Source organism: Novosphingobium nitrogenifigens DSM 19370 (genome assembly GCF_000192575.1).
GTDB classification, from domain to species: Bacteria; Pseudomonadota; Alphaproteobacteria; order Sphingomonadales; family Sphingomonadaceae; genus Novosphingobium; species Novosphingobium nitrogenifigens.
Genome location: NZ_GL876933.1, coordinates 879,547 through 898,421, shown reverse-complemented (window position 1 = coordinate 898,421; position 18,875 = coordinate 879,547). Strand labels below are relative to the sequence as shown.

Annotated in this window: 16 protein-coding genes; 4 read left to right on the top strand and 12 right to left on the bottom strand. The window is 66.0% G+C overall.

Annotation, left to right across the window (positions count from 1 at the left end; all coding sequences use genetic code 11):
• On the top strand, nucleotides 1-1,415 hold a 1,415-nt coding region (locus Y88_RS14150; RefSeq protein WP_232281079.1), incomplete at its 5' end, for an NAD(P)/FAD-dependent oxidoreductase.
• 22 nt (nucleotides 1,416-1,437) lie between these two features.
• On the opposite strand, the gene Y88_RS14145 is transcribed toward Y88_RS14150, so the two are convergent.
• The 4 genes from Y88_RS14145 to Y88_RS14130 form a co-directional block, all read right to left on the bottom strand.
• A complete protein-coding gene (locus Y88_RS14145; protein WP_232281078.1) occupies nucleotides 1,438-2,463 on the bottom strand; it encodes a YncE family protein in 1,026 nt (341 codons plus the stop codon).
• A 125-nt stretch (nucleotides 2,464-2,588) separates the two neighbouring features.
• Nucleotides 2,589-3,863, bottom strand: a complete 1,275-nt coding sequence (locus Y88_RS14140; RefSeq protein WP_008070417.1) for an MFS transporter — start codon at nucleotides 3,861-3,863, stop codon at nucleotides 2,589-2,591.
• Nucleotides 3,860-4,297, bottom strand: coding sequence for a MarR family winged helix-turn-helix transcriptional regulator (locus Y88_RS14135; protein ID WP_232281091.1), 438 nt, complete (start codon nucleotides 4,295-4,297; stop codon nucleotides 3,860-3,862). Before Y88_RS14135 ends, Y88_RS14140 begins: the two co-directional genes overlap by 4 nt.
• Before the next feature lie 40 nt (nucleotides 4,298-4,337).
• A complete protein-coding gene (locus tag Y88_RS14130; protein WP_026167081.1) occupies nucleotides 4,338-6,869 on the bottom strand; it encodes a cation-translocating P-type ATPase in 2,532 nt (843 codons plus the stop codon).
• A 120-nt stretch (nucleotides 6,870-6,989) separates the two neighbouring features.
• On the opposite strand from Y88_RS14130, the gene Y88_RS14125 reads away from it, so the two are divergent.
• A complete protein-coding gene (locus tag Y88_RS14125; RefSeq protein WP_008070414.1) occupies nucleotides 6,990-8,150 on the top strand; it encodes an AI-2E family transporter in 1,161 nt (386 codons plus the stop codon).
• On the opposite strand, the gene Y88_RS14120 is transcribed toward Y88_RS14125, so the two are convergent.
• A complete protein-coding gene (locus Y88_RS14120) occupies nucleotides 8,147-8,689 on the bottom strand; it encodes an NADPH-dependent FMN reductase (RefSeq protein ID WP_008070413.1) in 543 nt (180 codons plus the stop codon). The two genes, Y88_RS14125 and Y88_RS14120, sit on opposite strands and share 4 nt — an antisense overlap.
• 115 nt (nucleotides 8,690-8,804) lie before the next feature.
• On the opposite strand from Y88_RS14120, the gene Y88_RS14115 reads away from it, so the two are divergent.
• Nucleotides 8,805-9,563, top strand: coding sequence for a helix-turn-helix domain-containing protein (locus Y88_RS14115; protein WP_232281077.1), 759 nt, complete (start codon nucleotides 8,805-8,807; stop codon nucleotides 9,561-9,563).
• On the opposite strand, the gene Y88_RS14110 is transcribed toward Y88_RS14115, so the two are convergent.
• Entirely contained in the window at nucleotides 9,551-10,879 is a 1,329-nt protein-coding gene (locus tag Y88_RS14110) for an NAD(P)/FAD-dependent oxidoreductase (protein ID WP_232281076.1), read from the bottom strand. The two genes, Y88_RS14115 and Y88_RS14110, sit on opposite strands and share 13 nt — an antisense overlap.
• A 91-nt stretch (nucleotides 10,880-10,970) precedes the next feature.
• Nucleotides 10,971-12,518: a methyl-accepting chemotaxis protein gene (locus Y88_RS14105; RefSeq protein WP_008070408.1), complete on the bottom strand. Its 1,548-nt coding sequence runs from the start codon at nucleotides 12,516-12,518 to the stop codon at nucleotides 10,971-10,973.
• A gap of 172 nt (nucleotides 12,519-12,690) precedes the next feature.
• On the opposite strand from Y88_RS14105, the gene Y88_RS14100 reads away from it, so the two are divergent.
• Nucleotides 12,691-13,032 (top strand): hypothetical protein, encoded by a 342-nt coding sequence (locus Y88_RS14100; protein ID WP_008070407.1) that lies wholly within the window; start codon nucleotides 12,691-12,693, stop codon nucleotides 13,030-13,032.
• Here Y88_RS14100 and Y88_RS14095 read toward each other — a convergent pair.
• The 5 genes from Y88_RS14095 to Y88_RS14075 are packed head-to-tail and all read right to left on the bottom strand — an operon-like array spanning nucleotide 13,029 to nucleotide 18,831.
• Nucleotides 13,029-13,247 carry a formate dehydrogenase subunit delta gene (locus tag Y88_RS14095; RefSeq protein ID WP_026167079.1) on the bottom strand — a complete coding sequence of 73 codons (219 nt, stop codon included), beginning with the start codon at nucleotides 13,245-13,247 and terminating at the stop codon, nucleotides 13,029-13,031. The genes Y88_RS14100 and Y88_RS14095 overlap by 4 nt on opposite strands.
• Nucleotides 13,244-16,087, bottom strand: a complete 2,844-nt coding sequence (fdhF, locus tag Y88_RS14090) for a formate dehydrogenase subunit alpha (RefSeq protein WP_008070403.1) — start codon at nucleotides 16,085-16,087, stop codon at nucleotides 13,244-13,246. Before fdhF ends, Y88_RS14095 begins: the two co-directional genes overlap by 4 nt.
• Nucleotides 16,077-16,898 carry a formate dehydrogenase accessory sulfurtransferase FdhD gene (gene fdhD, locus Y88_RS14085; protein ID WP_008070401.1) on the bottom strand — a complete coding sequence of 274 codons (822 nt, stop codon included), beginning with the start codon at nucleotides 16,896-16,898 and terminating at the stop codon, nucleotides 16,077-16,079. Before fdhD ends, fdhF begins: the two co-directional genes overlap by 11 nt.
• Nucleotides 16,895-18,406, bottom strand: coding sequence for an NADH-ubiquinone oxidoreductase-F iron-sulfur binding region domain-containing protein (locus Y88_RS14080; RefSeq protein ID WP_008070396.1), 1,512 nt, complete (start codon nucleotides 18,404-18,406; stop codon nucleotides 16,895-16,897). The genes fdhD and Y88_RS14080 overlap by 4 nt, the downstream gene beginning before the upstream one ends.
• Nucleotides 18,403-18,831, bottom strand: a complete 429-nt coding sequence (locus Y88_RS14075) for an NADH-quinone oxidoreductase subunit E (RefSeq protein ID WP_008070394.1) — start codon at nucleotides 18,829-18,831, stop codon at nucleotides 18,403-18,405. Before Y88_RS14075 ends, Y88_RS14080 begins: the two co-directional genes overlap by 4 nt.
• Between the last annotated feature and the right edge of the window lie 44 nt (nucleotides 18,832-18,875).

Sequence of the window (18,875 nt, the reverse complement as noted above, 5' to 3'; positions counted from 1 at the left end):
GTCGCAAAGGTAAGAGCCGCATGACCATCTTCACCGGGACCACGAACGGCCGGGTTTCCTTCTGGCATGCCGACATGGGCGGCCCGCCGCAGCCGCGCGCGCCGCTGTCAGGCGATGTCACGGTCGACGTGGCGATCGTGGGCGGTGGCTATACCGGGCTGTGGACTGCGCTCTACCTCAACCGCCTCGATCCCGCGCTCAGGATCGCGGTGATCGAAAAGCGGTTCTGCGGCTATGGCGCCTCGGGGCGCAACGGCGGATGGCTGTCGGGCGGGTTCGAATGGTCGCGCGACAAGTACATCGCGGCAGGCGGCACCCGCGAAGGCGTGATAGCGATGCAGGCCGCCATGGCCGGATCAGTCGATGAAGTGATTGCCCGCGCCGCCGAGGAAGACATCGACGCCGACATCCTGCGCTGTGACAAGCTGATGGTCGCAACTTGCGCGGCGCAACTCGAACGCCGGGACGCGGACCTTGCTGAACTGGCGGCGTGGGATTTCCCCGCCTCGCGGCTCACCACTCTTGATGGTGCGGGCCTTGCATCGCGGTTGCGCGTCGCGGGCGGCGTCGGCGGACTTGCCGTCAGCGGATCGGCGCGGGTCCAGCCCGCCAAGCTGGTGCGCGGCCTGGCCCGGGCAGTCGAACGGCGCGGCGTTGCCCTTTACGAAGGAACGACCGTGACCGGACTTGCTCCCGGCATGGTCACCACCGATCGCGGGACAGTCCGTGCAGGCGCGGTGATCCGCGCGACCGAAGGCTTTACCCCCTCGTTGCCCGGCCTTCGCCGCGAATGGCTGCCGCTCAACAGCGCGATCATCGCCACCGCGCCGCTGTCGCCCGCGCAATGGCGCGAAATCGGCTGGGAAGGCCACGAAATCGTCGCCGACTATGCCCACGCCTATTTCTATGCCCAGCGCACGCGCGAAGGCCGCATCGCTTTTGGCGGGCGCGGCATTCCCTATCGCTTCGGATCGGCCCTTGATCGCGACGGGCAGACGCAGGCCGGCACGATCCGCATCCTGCACGCGACGCTCATGCGCCTGTTCCCCAGCCTTGCCGGGATCGGCATCGATCATGCGTGGTGCGGCACGCTCGGCGTTCCGCGTGACTGGTGCACCAGCGTCGGGTTCGATCCTGCGACCCGCATGGGCTGGGCGGGCGGCTATGTCGGGCTGGGCGTTTCCACGTCCAACGTCGCCGGGCGCACGCTTGCCGATCTCGTGCTCGGGCGGCAGAGCGATCTCGTCACGCTGCCGTGGGTCAATCACAAGGTCCGCCCGTGGGAGCCCGAACCACTGCGCTGGGGCGCGGTCAACGCGCTCTACGGCCTCTATCGCCTGTCCGACCGGATCGAGGCGAAAGGCGGCGGCACGTCGATCCTGGCTCGGATCGGGGACCGCATCGCCGGGCATTGATGCCCGGACGATACGCCTGCCATTACCGCGTCGGCGAGACTACCAGAACGACAAAAGTACCCGGCTCCGCTGCGGCATGGTGCGATCCGCCCTCTCCGCGCGCCATCAGCGCGGTGGGCAGATAGATCCGTCCGTCACGCGGATCGACCGCCCCGGTGCGAGCGCCCGCTTGCGTGCGGATCGTGCCGGTCACAGTGAAATGCGCCGGATCGGCAATGCGGATCATCGTCAGGGTGCCGTCCTGTCCGCTCGGCACGAAAGCCATGCCGCGAGCTTCGTCGACAATCACCGCGTCCGGGTCATGCCCGACCGGCAAAGTCTGCACCAGCGCGCCGCTGGCCGCATCGACCACGGTCGCAACACCATTGGCGCAGGCCGACAGGATGCGGCTTCCCCCGCCCAGAACGGCAATCCCGGTCGGCCCCTCGCAGCCCTTGAGCGGGATCGTGCGGATCAGCTTGCCTGCGACAAGGTCGATTTCGGCAAGTGCGTTCGCTTCCTCGAGATTGACGAAGGCCTTCCCCTTGCCGTCGCCAGCCCCCGCTTCCAGCCCGCCGGGGACATCGATGCGACCGACCATGCCGTATTGGACCGGATCGAGCAGGACGACCGTATTGCTGCCCGGGTTCATCACCACCAGCCGCCCGGTCGCACTGTCGAGAAAGGCCGCGTCCGGCTTGATCCCGGTCGGCACTTCCACCCGGACTTTGCCGGTGGCAGCATCGATGAACCGGACCAGACCGGTCTGCCCGTCGGTTTCGACCAGTGTCCGCCCCTTGTCGATGGGCAGGACCGCATGGGCACGCTGGGCCTTGACGAACGTGTCGGTGACTTTGGCCGTGGCAAGGTCGACCATCATGACCGCATTCGACCGCGCGACATAAAGCCGTCCGGAAGCCGGGTCGACCGAGGCATAGTCCCACCCGCCATCGGCCCCGGCGATCCGTCCTGTCACGGCATAGGCGGGCGGGGGCGAAGCGGCATCGGCAGCCGAAGCACCCAATCCGGCGAGCAAGAGCGAAAGCGAGGCAAAGGTCCGCGAGACCATCGTTTTCTCCAATGCGATCGCCCCGTTACGCTGCGGGCGCATCGCTGCGGTGCTTCTGGCAAGATTTGCCCGCCGGGGTAAAGCCTTCTTCGTGTTTCGTGATGCCAATCGGGCCACCCTCTCGATCAGGCCGGTTGGGCAAGGCCGATCCCGCGCGTGTCGCGCCCCAACGTGATCGATCCGATCAGGGCCAGCGCGGCGACTACGCCGAAAGCCCCCGCGATCATGAACGCCGGATCATAGCGTCCGAATTCCTCGCGGATCAGCCCGGCGCCAAAGGCGGCACAGGCCGCCCCCAACTGATGCCCGACGCCGACCCAGCCGAACACGATCGGCGCCTCGCGCGCGCCGAAAGCGCGCGTTGCCAAAGCGACCGTCGGCGGCACCGTCGCGATCCAGTCCAACCCATAGAACACGGCAAAAACGCCGAGGCTGCCCGGGCCGAAATTGCAATAGGGAAGCACGATCAGCGACAACCCGCGCAACCCGTAATAAGCGACCAGCAAGCGGCGCGGATCATAGCGATCGGTCAGCCAGCCCGAAGCCGTCGTCCCGACCAGATCGAACAGGCCCATGGTCGAGAGCAGCCCGGCCGCCGCCACCGGCGCGATCCCGTGATCGCCGCAATAGGCAATGAGATGCGTGCCCACGAGCCCGTTGGTGGTAAGCCCGCAGACGAAGAATGTCCCGAACAGCAACCAGAACATCGGCACCCGCACCGCTTTGCCCAGCGCCGTGAACGGCAGCAGGAGCGAAGCCTGCCCCCGAACGGCCGGAGGCGTGTCGGCATCTTCCCCAAAGCGTCGCGCGCCGACATCGCCGGGATGTTCGGGCACGAACACAAGCACCACCGGCACCAGCACGAGACAGGCCACTCCGATCGTGCGCACGACCGGCAACCATTCCCCCTGCCGCGTCATCCACGCCAGCACGGGAAGGAAAATCAGCGATCCGGTCGCGGTGCTGGCCGACAGTACCCCCATGGCGAGTCCCTGCCGCTTGACGAACCAGCGCCCGACCACCGCCGCGCCCAGAACGCTGGCGACGCAGCCCGTGCCGATCCCCGACAACAGTCCCCAAGTGACGAGATAGTGCCAGCTTTGCGTCATCCACTGGCTCGCAAGCGTCGCCAGTCCCATCAGGGCAAGACCGCCCGCCATGGTCCTGCGAATGCCGAGCGAGAGCATGAGCGCCGCCGCAAACGGCCCGACCAGACCATAGAGCATGATCCCGATCGCCGCCGTCGCCGAAATCGTCGCCCGGTCCCAGCCGAAATGGAGTTGCAGCGGCAGCATCAAGACGCCCGGCGCCGACCGCACCCCTGCCGAAACGAGCAGGGCAACGAACGTCACCGCCAGGACCACGATCGCCCGTTCGCGCACAATCCCGAGCGCCATCATCTATCCCCTTCCAGAGCAAGCACTGCGGCACTGGCCGCATAGAGCCGGTCCCAGCCATCATCGCCCAGATGGGCGCGAACATCGTCCTGACACGCCTGCCAATCGGCAGTCGCCCCTGCCAGCAAGGCTTCTCCTCCGGCGGTCAGGCGGACACGACGCCCCCGCCCCTTCGCCTCGGGAAAGGTTTCGACCCAGCCTGCCTGCTCGACAGGACGCAGCACGCGGTAGAGCGTGGTGCGATCCATCACCAATTGGGCTGCAAGGCGGCTGAGCGCGATGTCCCCGGCCCGTGCGATATGGCGCAGCATCGCAAACTGGTTGACGTTGACCCCATGGGACGCCAGCCGCGCGTCGTAGATCCGCGTGATCGCGCGGGTCGCCTTGCGCAAGGCAGTACAGGCGCACAGTGATGTATCTGCATCATGCATATACATCACGTATCGCGCACATGTCCGATCGTCAATTCCACCCCGTTCAGGCGAGCAGGCGCGCAGCCCAGCGCAACTTCACCCATTCAAGCAGCAACAGCGCGCCGAGGCTGACCATGCCCACCAGAGCCAGGTCATGCGCTGCCACGGTCGAAAAACGGAACAGTCCGGCAACGAAGGGCACGACCTGCGTGGCGGCGAGAATGCTCGCGACAGCAGCCAGCACCACCGCAAGCGCCGGATTGGGCCGACGCAACGCGGAGAGCAGCGAGGCACTGAACCGCCGGTTGATGAGGATAAGGCCGACCAGCCCCAGTACGAGCGCGAAGAACGCCCCCGATCGCACCACGGTCGCATCGTGCCCGCTCTCCCACAGGAAGACCGCAACGCCACCGGCCGTCAGGAACACCACCAGCCCCTGAAACACGGCCCAGCCGACCAGCGCACGGGCAAAGAGTGGCGCGTCGGGACGCCGGGGCGGCCGCTTCATCGCGTCGTGCTCGGCAACTTCCGCTTCGAACACCAGCGAACAGACCGGATCGATGATCATCTCGATAAAGGCAATGTGGACGGGCCCCAGCAAGAGCGGCATTCCCGCCAGCAGGGGCAGCAGTGCCAACCCCGCAATCGGGATATGCGCGGCAAGGATAAAGCCGATCGCCTTGCGGATATTGTCATAGATCCGCCGCCCCAGTCGCACCGCTTCGACGATCGAGCCGAAATCATCGTCGAGCAGGACGATCGAGGCCGCCTCGCGCGCGACATCGGTGCCGCGCCCGCCCATGGCAATGCCGATATGGGCCGCCTTGAGCGAGGGCGCATCGTTCACACCGTCGCCGGTCATCGCGACAATGTCGCCCCCGGCTTTCAACGCCTCGACAATGCGCAGCTTCTGTTCGGGCATGATCCGCGCGCAGACGGTCGTCGTCGCGATCCGCTCGCACAAGTCCGCGTCGGCCATCGTCGCCAGTTCGTCCCCGGTCAGCACGCCGCCATCGCCGATTCCCGCCTGTGCGGCAATGGCACGGGCAGTGCGGGGATAATCGCCGGTAATCATGACGATGCGGATGCCCGCCTCGCGACATTGCCGGACCGCATCGGGCACCGACGCGCGCAAGGGGTCGGCAAGGCCGACCAGACCGCGAAAGGTAAAAGCAAAACCGGCCTGGCTGTCGGGCAAGTCTCCCTCGTCCCAGCTTGCCTGCGCGACGGCAAGCACCCGCAGGCCTGCCTCTGCCATGGCATCGACATCGGCAAGAACCCGCGCCCGGTCGGCGTCCGCCATCCGGCACAGGCCCGCAATCGCCTCGGGCGCGCCCTTGGCCGCGACCAGGACTTCGCCCGCCTCGCCGCTCCACACATTGGACATCGCCAGCAGTGCGGGATCGAGCGGATAAGTGCGGACCAGCGACCAGCCGGGAACCGGCGCCGACACGTCATGGAACGCGATTTCCATGGGATCGACCGGATGCGGCGCACTGGCCAACATGCCGAGTTCTGCCAGTTGCTCCAGATCCCCGGCAAGGACCTCCGCATGTGCGGACAGCGCATGAACGGTGCCATCGGGCAAGCGCAACTGCGCCATGCGCATGCGGTTCTCGGTCAGCGTCCCGGTCTTGTCGGTACACAGGACGGTCGCTGCCCCCAGCGTCTCGATGGCGCTCGCCCGGCGTGTCAGCACGCGCGCGCGCGACATGCGCATGGCCCCCATCGCCAGAAACACGGCCAGAACCACCGGGAATTCCTCGGGCAGCATCGACATGCCGAGCGCGATCCCCGCCAGTGCGGCGTCGAGCCAGCTTCCCCGCATCAACCCGTACAGAACGATCGCCAAAAGACAGGCCACTCCGCCCAGCACCGCCAACCCGATCGCCAGCCGCCGCATCTGCTGCTGCAAGCGCGGCGCCTCGGTCTCGATCGAGGACAGCGCCTGTCCGATGCGGCCGATCTGGCTCGCAGGGCCGGTTGCCGTCACGATCGCCAGCCCGCTGCCCCGCACGACCAACGTGCCCGAATAGACGAAAGGCAGATCGTCGCCCCCCGGCCGCACCTCTTCGGTCGGCTCGGCAAGACCGCAGGCGACCTTGCGCACCGGCACCGATTCCCCGGTCAGCAGCGATTCATCGATCTGAACCGCGTCCCCTTGTGCAAGCCACCCGTCGGCAACCACCCGGTCGCCTTCGTCAAGCACCATGAGATCCCCGCGCACGACCTCGCGGGCCGGAACCGACAGCCGCTCGCCCGCGCGGATCACCATGGCATGGGGGCTGGTCAAATCGCGCAAGGCATCGAGCGCGCGCTCGGTCCGCGCCTCCTGCACCACGGTGATGACGACCGACAGCATCGCGAAGACCAGCAGGATCAACGCTTCCCTCGTGTCGCCAAGCACCAGATAGATAAGCCCTGCCGCCAGAAGCAGCGTCAGCATAGGTTCGCGCAGGACTTCGACAACGATCCGCCAGAGCGGACGCTGTCCGGACCGGGGCAATTCGTTCGCGCCTTCGTGGACGAAACGCGTGGCCGCCTCTTCATGGGAAAGCCCCAGCCACGAGGGCTCGGCAGCGGAATGCTCGTTCATGCCCACGCTCTTTTCATCCCTCGTGTCACAGTGCCCGGCCGCCCATCGGACCATGCGCAGGACCGGTCGACAATCCGCGCGATCGCTCTGGACGCAAAACGCCCCGACGCTTACCCCGTCATGAAATCAGCCGCGACGATCGAGGTCAATTTTCAAAAGGGTATCACATTGGCGCAGGACAACGGGGACAAGGACGATACAGCCATTGCGACGATACCCCCGCGCGCGTTTCAGATCGGGTTGGTGGCGGCGGCGACTGTCGGATTTCTGTGGCTGATCGCTCCGTTTTCCGGCGCGATCCTGTGGGCGGTCATCGTCACGATCCTGTTCTCACCGCTCAATGCGGCCCTGCTGCGCGGCCTGCCGGGACGGCGCAACACTGCTGCCCTGATCGCGCTATTGGTGATCGTCGCGGTTCTGGTCGTTCCCGCCATCCTGCTCGGCAAGGCCTTGGTCGAAGAACTGGGCGAATTGCTCAGCCATGCCGGGATGGCCGGTTTCGATCCCGGCCGGGCAATTGCCACCGTTCAGTCGTTTCTCCCCGAATGGGCTCACCGCTGGCTGAGCGATTTGGGACTGGGCGATTTGGGGCTGGCGGACCCGGAAACCTTGCGCCAGCGCATCACGCGCGGCCTTGCCGGGGGACTTCAGGCAATCGCACCACAGATCCTGAACGTCGGACAGGGGGCTCTCGGCCTGTTCCTGACGCTGGGCGTCATGCTCTACCTGACGTTCTTTCTCCTGCGTGACGGGCGCGGGATTGCCGAACGGATCGAACGGGCGCTGCCCCTGCCCGCACTGCAGCGCCGACGTCTGCTGTCCGAATTCGTCAGCGTCGTGCGCGCAACCGTCAAGGGCAGCATGACCATCGCCGTCGTTCAGGGCGGGATCGGCGGTTTCACCTTCTGGATGCTCGGCCTTCCCGGAGCCCTGCTCTGGGGGCTGGCCATGGGCGTCTTTTCGCTGTTTCCGGCGGTCGGCACCGGCTTCATCTGGGTTCCGGCCTCGATCTATCTCCTTGCCACCGGCGCGGTGTGGAAAGGCGTCATCCTGTTTCTGTGCGGTTTTTTCGTCATCAGCACGATCGACAACGTCATCCGCCCTATTCTGGTCGGTCGCGACACCCAGATGCCCGACTATATCGTGCTGATCTCGACGCTGGGCGGCTTCAACCTGTTCGGGTTCAACGGCTTCGTCCTGGGCCCGGTAATCGCTGCCCTGTTCCTGTCGGTCTGGGACATTTTCGGACGCGGGGTTCAGGACGAAGCCGAAAACTCTTAAAGCGCTGCCAGGAAACGCTTCACCTGCGCATCGAGGAAAGCGAGCGTTTCCTCGTCACAGACGCGGCCCTCGCTCACTTTGGCGCCGATATGCGTCACCGCGATTTCGGGCAGCGGGATCAGACGGCAGAGCATCGAGGCAAAGGTCTCGCGCAGCTGATACTGCGTCCGCACTCCGCCAAGGGCTCCGGGCGAATGGGTGGCAAAGAGAACCGGTTTGCCCGCCATCGGACTGCGGAAGGCCGGACGCGACAGCCAGTCGAACGCGTTCTTGAGCACGCCGGGAATGCCGTGGTTGAATTCGGGCGTGACGACGATCAGCACATCGCTCGCCGCCACGCGTTCGCGCGCCGCCCGCACAGCCGTGGGCGCATCGGCATGGTCGAGATCCTCGTCATAATGCGGAATGGCGCCGATATCGACCGTCGCAAAATCGCTGCCGTCCGGCAGGAGGCGCGCGCATTCGTCGAGCAGGACTTTCGAATAGGACCCCTTGCGCAAGCTGCCGGCAAAGCCGGTCACGATCAGCCGATCAGTCATGGATGCGAATTCTCCTCCTTCGGGCAGCCTTGGTTCGGACAACCTTGTGCGGCACGGACGGGAATGGCAGTTAAACCAAATCCAAGCTCCATTCTTTCGTGATTCCGCCAATCCCTTGCCCCATTCCGCCAGACACCTCGTCGCCCATAACCGCGCCCATCCGGCCGGGGCCGTGCTGCCCGAACACCGCCATGCGCAGGGACAACTGGGCATCCCCCTGACCGGGACCATGACCATCGTCACGCCCACGGCGCGCTGGCTCGCCCCGCCCGGTCGCGGCATCTGGACTCCGCCGGAAGAGCCTCATGCAGGTCATTACGGCGAAGCTTCCGCCATCGTCCAAGTGCTGGTGCCTCCGCCTGCCTGTGCCGGGTTTCCTGCCATCGGGGGTATCATCGAAGTCAGCCCGCTCCTGCGCGAACTTGCTCTCGAGGCGACACGGCTTGCCCCCGGCGATCCCGCAGAGAGTCCGCTGATCGCGCTGATGCAGCGGGAAGTGGCGCGCCCGATGGCGGGGCCTGCACTTCACGTCCCGCTCGGTCGCGATCCGCGCCTTGCCGTCGTCATGCGCCGCCTGATCGACGAACCGGATTGCCCGCTCGGCGTCGAGGCGCTCGCCACGACCTGCGGGGCCAGTCCCCGCACGCTTGCCCGCCTGTTCCGCGCCGAAACCGGCATGAGCTTTTCCCGCTGGCGCGATCACCTGCGGATCAATCTCGCCGTGGAACGGCTCGCGCGCGGCGAACCGGTGACGCGGATCGCCTTCGACCTCGGGTATCAGAGCGCGGCGGCGTTCACGACCATGTTCGGCCGCCTGACCGGCACGCCCCCTGCCCGGATGCAGCGCGCCTTGCGCAGCGCTCAGACGCCATAGACGGGCGGCGGCATGGTTCCGTCGAAATAGCGTTCCAGCCGGAACGGCGTCGGATCGACCAGCGGCTTGCGCCCGAGCACGAGATCGGCAGCGAGCTGCCCCCCGGCCGGACCGACGCCAAAGCCATGCCCGGAAAACCCGGTCGCCACGACCAGTCCGTCGATGGTGGCAACCGGCGCGATCACCGGCACCGTATCGGGAGTGGCATCGATCATCCCGCCCCAGACTTGCGCCAGTCGCAGACCGCCAAGCGCCGGGTAGCGTTCCTTGAGCGCCTTGAGCGAGGCCTCGGCATAAGCGCGGTCGGGCCGGGGATCGAGCACGCGCACGCGTTCATAGGGCGATACCCGGTCGAACGGGACCGGACCGCCGTCGCGCCATTCGCGCCAGAAATCCTCGCCCAGCCGGAACCGGACATGGCGCCATTCCATCCGCAGCAAGTGCCAATAGGCGCGGAAATGCCGGAACGAGGCCGGGATCACCGGGACCGAGTTGATATAGGCATTGGCAACGGTAAAGCCGCCATCGGCCCGCCGCCGCACCCCGAACACGCCATCGAGGAAATCGGGCAGCGGCCCTTGCCTGACCCCGTCCGCAAAACCGGGCTGGGTCCGGGCAACCGTCGCGCGCACCGGCAATTGCGGCAGCGCGATGCCAAGATCGGACAGGATACGCCGCGTCCACACCCCGCCCGCAACAATCACGCGACCGGCCCGGATCGTGCCGCGTTCGGTGACAACGCCCACGACCCGCCCGCCCGCGACATCGACCCCGCGCGCGGCACAATCGGTCAGAATATGCGCGCCCAGCCGTCGCGCGGCCTCGGCCATCAGCGGCACCGCCCGTTGCGGTTCGGCCCGACCGTCGCCCGGACAATAAAGGCCGCGCCGGGGCGGATCGATGTCGCCGGGCAAGAGCGCCCGCACGGCAGCCCCTTCGATCACTTCGGCCGCGATCCCGGCGCCTGCCGCATGGGCCGTCCAGCGGCGATAGCGGGCAAGGCTTGCCTCGTCGCGCGCGGCATAGAGCGTGCCGCATGTCGTGAACCCGGTGTCGCCCCCGACCCGCGCGTTCATGCCCCGCCACAGGTTCAAGGCCTCGCGCGCAAGGTCCATTTCGCGCGGGTCGCGCATGGCCTGTCGGCACCAGCCCCAGTTGCGGCTGGACTGCTCGCCCGCGATGTGCCCCTTTTCGACGACCGCGACCGACTGTCCCGCTTCGGCAAGGCACAGGGCCGCACTGACACCGATGATCCCGCCCCCGACAATGACCGTATCGACCCGTTCGGGCATTCCGGCATCGCCGAACACAGTCATGACTTGCGGGCCCATGGCATTCCCTTTCGCAGAACTACCGGGGCCATTGGCATGTCGCACCATGCAGGGCGACGCCTTTATCCGAAACCCATCAAGCCGAAAATGCGCAGCGCAGGCCGCCCCAGTGGCGCCCCTGCACGGTGATCGGGCAGGAAATATGCTTCATCAGCGCAAAGTGCCCACCGCCCATGTCGCGGCGATAGATCTGCAGGAGGAACGGCTCGAGATTGCGGGCCGCGGCCAGGCCCACCCGGTCGGAAAAGACGCGCCGATTGCGACAATTGGCGGCATTCCACACCGGGTCATTCGTCTGCGGCTGGGAAAAGCGGCGATTGTGCGTGGCGATATAGCCGTTGCGATCGGTGACGCAGGCAAAGATGACTCGCCGGTCCAGATCGAGCAGCGGCTCCTGCAATGCGGGAAGGACACGATCGGTAAAGCCGGTGTGCCGGGCCATGAACTGGGCCGGATTGGACCCGGAAATCGGCTGGTAGCGATCGTCGAACAGATCCTCGATCCCGATTTCGCCGCGCTCGACGGCAGCGGCGAAAAGCGCCTCGATCTCGCGGGCCACGCGGCGTGTCTCGGCGATGATCGGCGTGTCGCCCGTCGCGATTTCGGTGCGAGCAAGCGTCCACAGCACGGATTCGGCGACATCACTGATTTCAGCAAGACTGCCCGAAGCCTGTCCGACTTCCGATGCGGTCGAGATCAGTGCATTGCTGACTTGCGTGATGTCGGCAGTCAGGCCTGAAAAAGCCTGTTCGTGACGGCTGGTCACGGCAATGATCTCGTCCGAACGTTCGCGAATGCGGTGAAGGTTCGATGCCGCCGACGCGGTCAAATCAATGATCGCACCGGTGTCGGACTGCACTTCGCCCGCGACCTTGATGTTTTCTTCGCCTCGCGCGATCAGCTGCCGCGCCGACGAGGTCACGCTCTCCAGCGCATTGTCGATTTCCTGCGTCGCGTTCTGGGTCTTGTTGGCAAGCAGGCGCACTTCATGCGCGACGACAGCAAAGCCCTTGCCCGCCTCACCCGCCCTCGCGGCCTCGATCGCGGCATTGAGCGCGAGCATGTTGGTCTGCATCGCAATCGAGCGGATGTCGTTGGAAATCTTGGACGCCTGCGCCAGCGAAGCCTGAAGATTGGTGAGCAGCGTGGCGGCATCGCGAACGGCGGTCGTCAGCAACCGGGTCTTGTCGAGAGCGGTGCGGATCGTCTCGTTGGTGGTATCGAGCCCTGCCGCAGCGTCCGACATGGTCCCGGCGATCGAGCGCATCTCGCCCGTCAGCGCATGGGTTTCCTTGGTAAAGAGCGCGGCGGACGATTTCAGGCTTTCGGCGGCGGCGCGTCCTTCCTCGCTTTCGCCGGAAATCCGTTCGGCATTACCCAGAATGTCGCACAGACCGATGGCAAGCGCGCTGATCTCATGATTGAGCGTCGAGACGACGCCATCAAGAGTTCCGTTGGCAAGAGTTCCGGCGGCAAGAGTTCCGGCGGCAAGAGTTCCGGCTCCGGCAGGATGCGAAACGCCGGAGGAAACCGGGGAGCCGGGAGAGAGCGGATAATCCTCGGCAAAACGCGTGGCCATCGACTGCACCTGTGCGAAAATGGCCAGACCGGGCAGTCGGACCATCCTTGCAAACTAGGCAGCACCGATTGACGGTTCGCAAAACCGCGCACTGGGGTTTGTCCGCATGGCCGCGTTCAGGACATCGCCACGAAGCGTTTCCCGATCATGCGCCTATGGAATTTTACCTAGATTGGGCCAGCGGAGCGGCAAGGTCGCCTGCGATAGCGTTCGCATCATGCCTTTGGTCGACAAGTCCCGCTTCCGCCCGACACCGGTCCTGCGCCCGCGCCGTCGCAAGCTGCTGGCGCGTGTGCGACTGCTCCATGCCGACGGGACGCCGTGCGATGTCGTGGTCGAGAACGTCTCGTCGACGGGATTGCAGGCGATCGCCGCGCGCGGCGCGCCGGAGCTTGGCGCCGGGGTCACCATCGAAATGCCCGATGGCCCCGCGATCTGGGGCGTCGTGCGCTGGACCGACGGCTTACGCTTCGGCGTCGAAGTCAATCCCCATGCCGAACCGGAAACCGGTTCCGCCTCGGCCACAACCCCCGAAACGAAGCACCCGCTTCTGCGCTAGGCCGCCCTGCCTTCCTCCATCAGCCGGGCAATCGCGGCACGCGCGATCGGCACCAGTTGCGCCTGATCGGCGGCGAAAATCCCCGCTTTCATGCGCGGTTCCCAGAACCGGGCAATATGTTCGGCGGTCTGGGCGATCGCCTCGGCCTCTCCTTGTGCGGCAAGGTTGACGGCGATCTGGTTCGCCATGCGGACGAGTTTATCAGAAGCGTTCATTGCGCAGGAACCGTTGCGATGCGCCGCGCGCGATCGGCCTGCGCGGCATAGTCGCGCTGCCAGTCGGACGGCCCGTTGGACGGTGCGACCTGCACCGCCGTCACCTTGTATTCGGGGCAATTGGTGGCCCAGTCGCTGTTGTCGGTGGTGACGACATTGGCCTGGGTCAGCGGATGGTGGAACGTCGTATAGACCACCCCCGGCGCGACCCGGTCGGTGACCAGCGCGCGCAAGGTGGTTTCCCCCGCCCGCGATGCCAGCCGGACCCAGTCGCCGGTCTTCACGCCCCGGTTATCAGCATCGCTCGGGTGGATTTCCAGAACGTCCTCGTCATGCCAGACGACATTGGCGGTGCGCCGCGTCTGCGCGCCGACGTTGTACTGGCTGAGAATGCGCCCGGTCGTCAGCAGGAGCGGGAAACGCGGGCCGGTACGCTCATCGGTCGGGATATATTCGGTCACGACGAACTTGCCCTTGCCGCGCACGAAGCCGTCGACATGCATGATCGGGCTGCCTTCGGGTGCCTTGTCATTGACCGGCCATTGCAGCGATCCTTCCGCGTCCAGCCGGGCGTGGGAAACCCCGGCGAACGACGGCGTCAGCCGGGCGATCTCGTCCATGATCGCCGAGGAATCCGGGTAATCCCAGCCCAGCCCCATTGCATTGGCCAGCAATTGCGTGACCTGCCAGTCCTCATAGCCGTTGAGCGGATCCATCACCCGCCGCACCATCTGGATACGGCGTTCGGCATTGGTGAACGTGCCCGTCTTTTCGAGGAACGTGCTGCCCGGCAGGAAGACATGGGCGTAGTTGGCGGTTTCGTTGAGGAAGAGATCGTGGACGATCACGCATTCCATCGCCGCAAGGCCCGCCGAGACATGCCGGGTATCCGGGTCCGACTGAAGAATGTCCTCCCCCTGGATATAGATCGCACGGAACGATCCTTCGACGGCAGCGTCGAGCATGTTGGGAATACGCAGGCCCGGTTCGGGATCAAGCGCCACGCCCCATTCGGCTTCGAACAGGGCGCGGGTCGTCGCATCGGAAATGTGGCGATAGCCCGACAATTCGTGCGGGAAACTGCCCATGTCGCACGAACCCTGCACATTGTTCTGCCCGCGCAAGGGATTGACCCCCACCCCGCGCCGTCCGATGTTGCCGGTGACCATCGCCAGATTGGCAATCGCCAGGACCGTGCTCGACCCTTGCGCATGTTCGGTCACGCCGAGGCCATAATAGATCGCGCCATTACCGCCGGTGGCATAGAGCCGCGCCGCCGCGCGGACGTCGGCGGCCGGAACCTGCGTCACCGCTTCGAGCGTTTCGGGCGAATGACGGGGATCAGACACAAACCGCACCCATTCGCGATATTCGTCCCCGTCGCAGCGTTCGCGGATGAAGGCTTCGTCGGCCAGCCCTTCGGTCACGATCACATGAGCCATCGCGGTCAGCACCGCGACATTGGTCCCCGGTTGCAGCGCGAGGTGATAATCGGCCGCGACATGGGGCGAACGGACAAGGTCGGTACGACGCGGATCGACAACGATCAGCCGTGCGCCCTGCCGCAACCGCTTTTTCATCCGGCTGGCAAAGACCGGATGCCCGTCGGTCGGATTGGCCCCGATGACAAGGATGACATCGGCCTCTTCGACACTGTCGAAATCCTGCGTCCCCGCACTCGTCCCGAATGCCTTGGAAAGCCCGTAGCCGGTCGGCGAATGGCAGACCCGCGCACAGGTATCGACATTGTTCGAACCGAACCCGCCCCGCACCAGTTTCTGCACGAGGAAAGCTTCCTCGTTGGTGCAGCGGCTCGACGTGATCCCGCCCAGCGCGCGGGCGCCATGGCGTTGGCGGATCGCGCGCAGACGTCCCGCAGCAAAGGCAATGGCCTCGTCCCAGCCCACTTCGCGCCAGGGTTCGCCGATGGTTTCGCGGATCATCGGGCGCGTCACGCGATCGGCGTGATTGGCGTAACCCCAGGCAAAACGTCCCTTGACGCAGCTGTGCCCGCGATTGGCTTTCCCGTCCTTCCACGGGACCATGCGGACGAGTTGCTCCCCGCGCATTTCCGCGCGGAATGTGCAACCGACACCGCAATAAGCGCAGGTGGTGACGACCGCACGCTCGGGCTTGCCGATCTCCTTCACCGCCTTTTCATTGAGCGTCGCGGTCGGGCAGGCCTGAACACAGGCGCCACAGGACACGCATTCCGAGCCAAGGAAATCATCGCCCCGCTGCCCGGCAGACACTTTCGAACCGAACCCGCGTCCCTCGATGGTGAGCGCAAACGTCCCCTGCACTTCTTCGCAGGCCCGGACGCAACGCGAACAGACGATGCACTTGGACGGGTCGAAATCGAAATAGGGATTGGAGCCGTCGGTCGGCAGGGCAAGGTGGTTGTCCCCCACATAACCATAGCGCACATCGCGCAGGCCCACTTGCGCGGCAGTGTCCTGCAATTCGCAATCATTGTTCGCGCTGCAGGTCAGGCAATCCAGCGGGTGGTCGGAAATATAGAGTTCCATGACCCCGCGACGGATACGCTCCAGCCGGGGCGTCTGGGTCGAAACCACCAGCCCCTCGCGCACCGGCGTCGTGCAGGACGCGGGCAATCCGCGCATCCCCTCGATCTCGACCAGACACATGCGGCACGAACCGAACGCCTCGACACTGTCGGTCGCGCAAAGGCTGGGAATCTTGCCCCCTGCTTGCGCGGCGGCACGCATCACGCTGGTGCCTTCTGGAACAGTCACGCGCCGCCCGTCGATGGTCAGGGTTACCGTGGCCTCGCCGGGCCGGGCCGGAGTGCCGAAATCGGCCTGAGGTTCATAGGTCATGGGCCATCTCCATTCGTGCTCCGGTAACCCAGAGCATCGTATCGTCCCGCGCCACCACCGCGAGAGCCAGTCCCGCTGCCTCCGCCCGCCGCACGGCAAGGTCGGTCGGCGCGGAAATCGCGACCAGCAGCGGGCAGCGTGCGCGGACCGCCTTTTCGACAAGTTCGTACGAACAGCGCGACGTGACAAGGAGGAAACCGCTCGCCGGATCACGCCCGGTGCGAGCAAGCGCGCCGATCACCTTGTCGAGCGCATTGTGGCGTCCGACATCCTCGCGCAGCGCGACGATCGCCCCGGTTGCATCGGCAAAGGCGGCGGCATGGGTCGCGGCCGTCGCTCGCCCCAGGACCTGCCCCGCGCGCATGGCATCGAGCGCGACCCGGATCGCGGCGGGCGCAATCGGACGAGCCCGGCCAAGATGCGGCAAGGGACGCAGGGCCAGCTCGATGCTTTCGATCCCGCAAATCCCGCACGAACTGTCGCCCAGCCGTCGCCGCGCGCGTTCCATGATCGGCGCGGCCCGTTCGGGCGGCAGAGTGACGCGCGCGACAAGTCCCCCGACGCCCCCTTCGCTCTCGACCGGATGGACCATGACCGGACCGATCTCATCGACTTGCGCCAGCCCTTCGGACAGCAGGAAGCCGGTGACGAAATCCTCGATATCGCACGGGGTCGCCATCATCACCGCATAGGCGATGCCGTTGATTTCGATGGCGACAGGGGTTTCGAGCGGCACCGTCCGCTCTTCGTCGCGAACATCCTCGTCATAGGCGCTTCGTCGCGCCGGGATGACCCGCGCGCCGGGGATCATGGCCGGAAATCTTCCGGCCAATAACGCAGCGCGGAAAGGACAGGATAAGGCGCGAACCCGCCGAGCGCGCAGAGCGACCCGAATTTCATCGTCTCGCACAAGTCCTTGAGCAGATCGACATCGGCCTCGCGGCCACGCGCGTGCTTGGGCGCATTGTGCATCTGCGGCAGGGCGGCAACCGGATCGAGCACCTTCTCCCGCGTGCGCAAGCGATCAATGACTTCGACCCCGCGCGTGCTGCCGATGCGGCAGGGCGTACATTTGCCACAGCTTTCCGCCGCGCAGAATTCCATCGCGAACCGTGCAAGCGCGCCCATGTCGGCAGTGTCGTCGAACACCACCACCCCGCCATGTCCGATCAGGGCATCGACGCGGGCATAGGCTTCGTAATCGAACGGCAGGTCGAACTGCTCGGGCGGAATATAGGCGCCGAGCGGTCCCCCGACCTGCACCGCCTTGACCGGACGCCCCGAGGCGGTTCCGCCGCCGATGGCGTGGACCAGATCGCGCAGAGTGATCCCGAAGGCGGTCTCGTAAAGCCCGCCGTGACGGATGTTCCCGGCCAGCTGGATCGGCTTGGTCCCGAGCGAACGATCCACCCCGAGCGCGGCATATTCGGCTGCGCCTCCTTCGGCCATGATATGCGGGATCGCAGCGATGGTCAGGACATTGTTGACCACCGTCGGACAACCAAACAGTCCTTCGAGCGCGGGCAGCGGGGGCTTGGCCCGGACGATGCCGCGCTTGCCCTCGATCGAATTGAGCAGGCTGGTTTCCTCGCCGCAGACATAGGCCCCGGCCCCGGCCCGCACTTCCAGAACGAAGGGCGCGACGATCTCGCGCGAAAGGTCGATCGCCGCGCGCAACTTGGCAATGGCATGGGGATATTCGCTGCGGGTATAGATATAGCCGTGCCCCGCCCCGACCGCATGGGCGGCAATCGCCAGCCCTTCGATCAGTTGGTAGGGATCGCCTTCCATCAGCATGCGGTCGGCAAAAGTGCCCGAGTCCCCTTCATCAGCATTGCACACGACATATTTGCGCGTGCCGGGGGCATCGTGGACCGTCTTCCACTTGATCCCGGCGGGAAAGCCCGCGCCTCCGCGTCCACGCAGGCCCGACTGCATCACTTCGGCAATGACTTCGGCCCCGGTCATGCCGCGCACCCGGCGCAGCGCGGCCCAGCCGCCGGTCGCCTCATAATCGGCAAGGCTGAGCGGGCGCGTCTTGCCCGCGCGGGCGAAAGTCAGGCGTTGCTGCCCGCGCAGGAACGGGTGCTTCTCGATGGCGCCGATCGCCAGCGGACTTGTTCCGGCCAGGATTGCGGCCACGTCGTCGGGACCGGCCGGACCAAAGCCTTGGCCCTCGATCTCGACCAGCGGCTCGAGCCAGTGCATGCCCCAGCTGCTGGTACGTTCGACCGTGCAACCGGCCGCTTCGAACGCTGCGGCGAGTTCGTCGGCCCCGAGCGCAAGCGCGAGGCTGTCGTCGGAAATGCGCACGATCATCGGGCTGCCTCGATCACCTTGACCAGTTTGTCCGCGTCGAGCCGGGCATGAAGCCGCTCACCCACACGCGCCGAAGGGCCGACACTGCACAGCCCGAGGCAATAGACGGTGGCGAGCCGCACCCGGCTGCCCGCCGCATCCTCGGCCGCCGCGACCAATGCCTCTACCCCGCGCGCCTGGCATGCCTCGGCGCGACACAGTTCGACACAGGGACGCGGATCGGGAGCCTCGCGAAAATCGTGATAGAAACTGACGACGCCGTGAACTTCGGCGCGCGAGAGGTTGAGCGCGAGCGCGATCTGCCCCTCGGCCTCGGGCGAAACGTGGCCGAACTCCGTCTGAACATCGTGCAGGATCGGCAATAGCGGACCTTCGCGCCCGGTATGGTCGGCAATGATTTCGGCAATGCGCTCGTTGGCGGTCACGGCCTTTCCCTCCTCCGCGTCTTGCGACGCGTATCCCGGGGTAC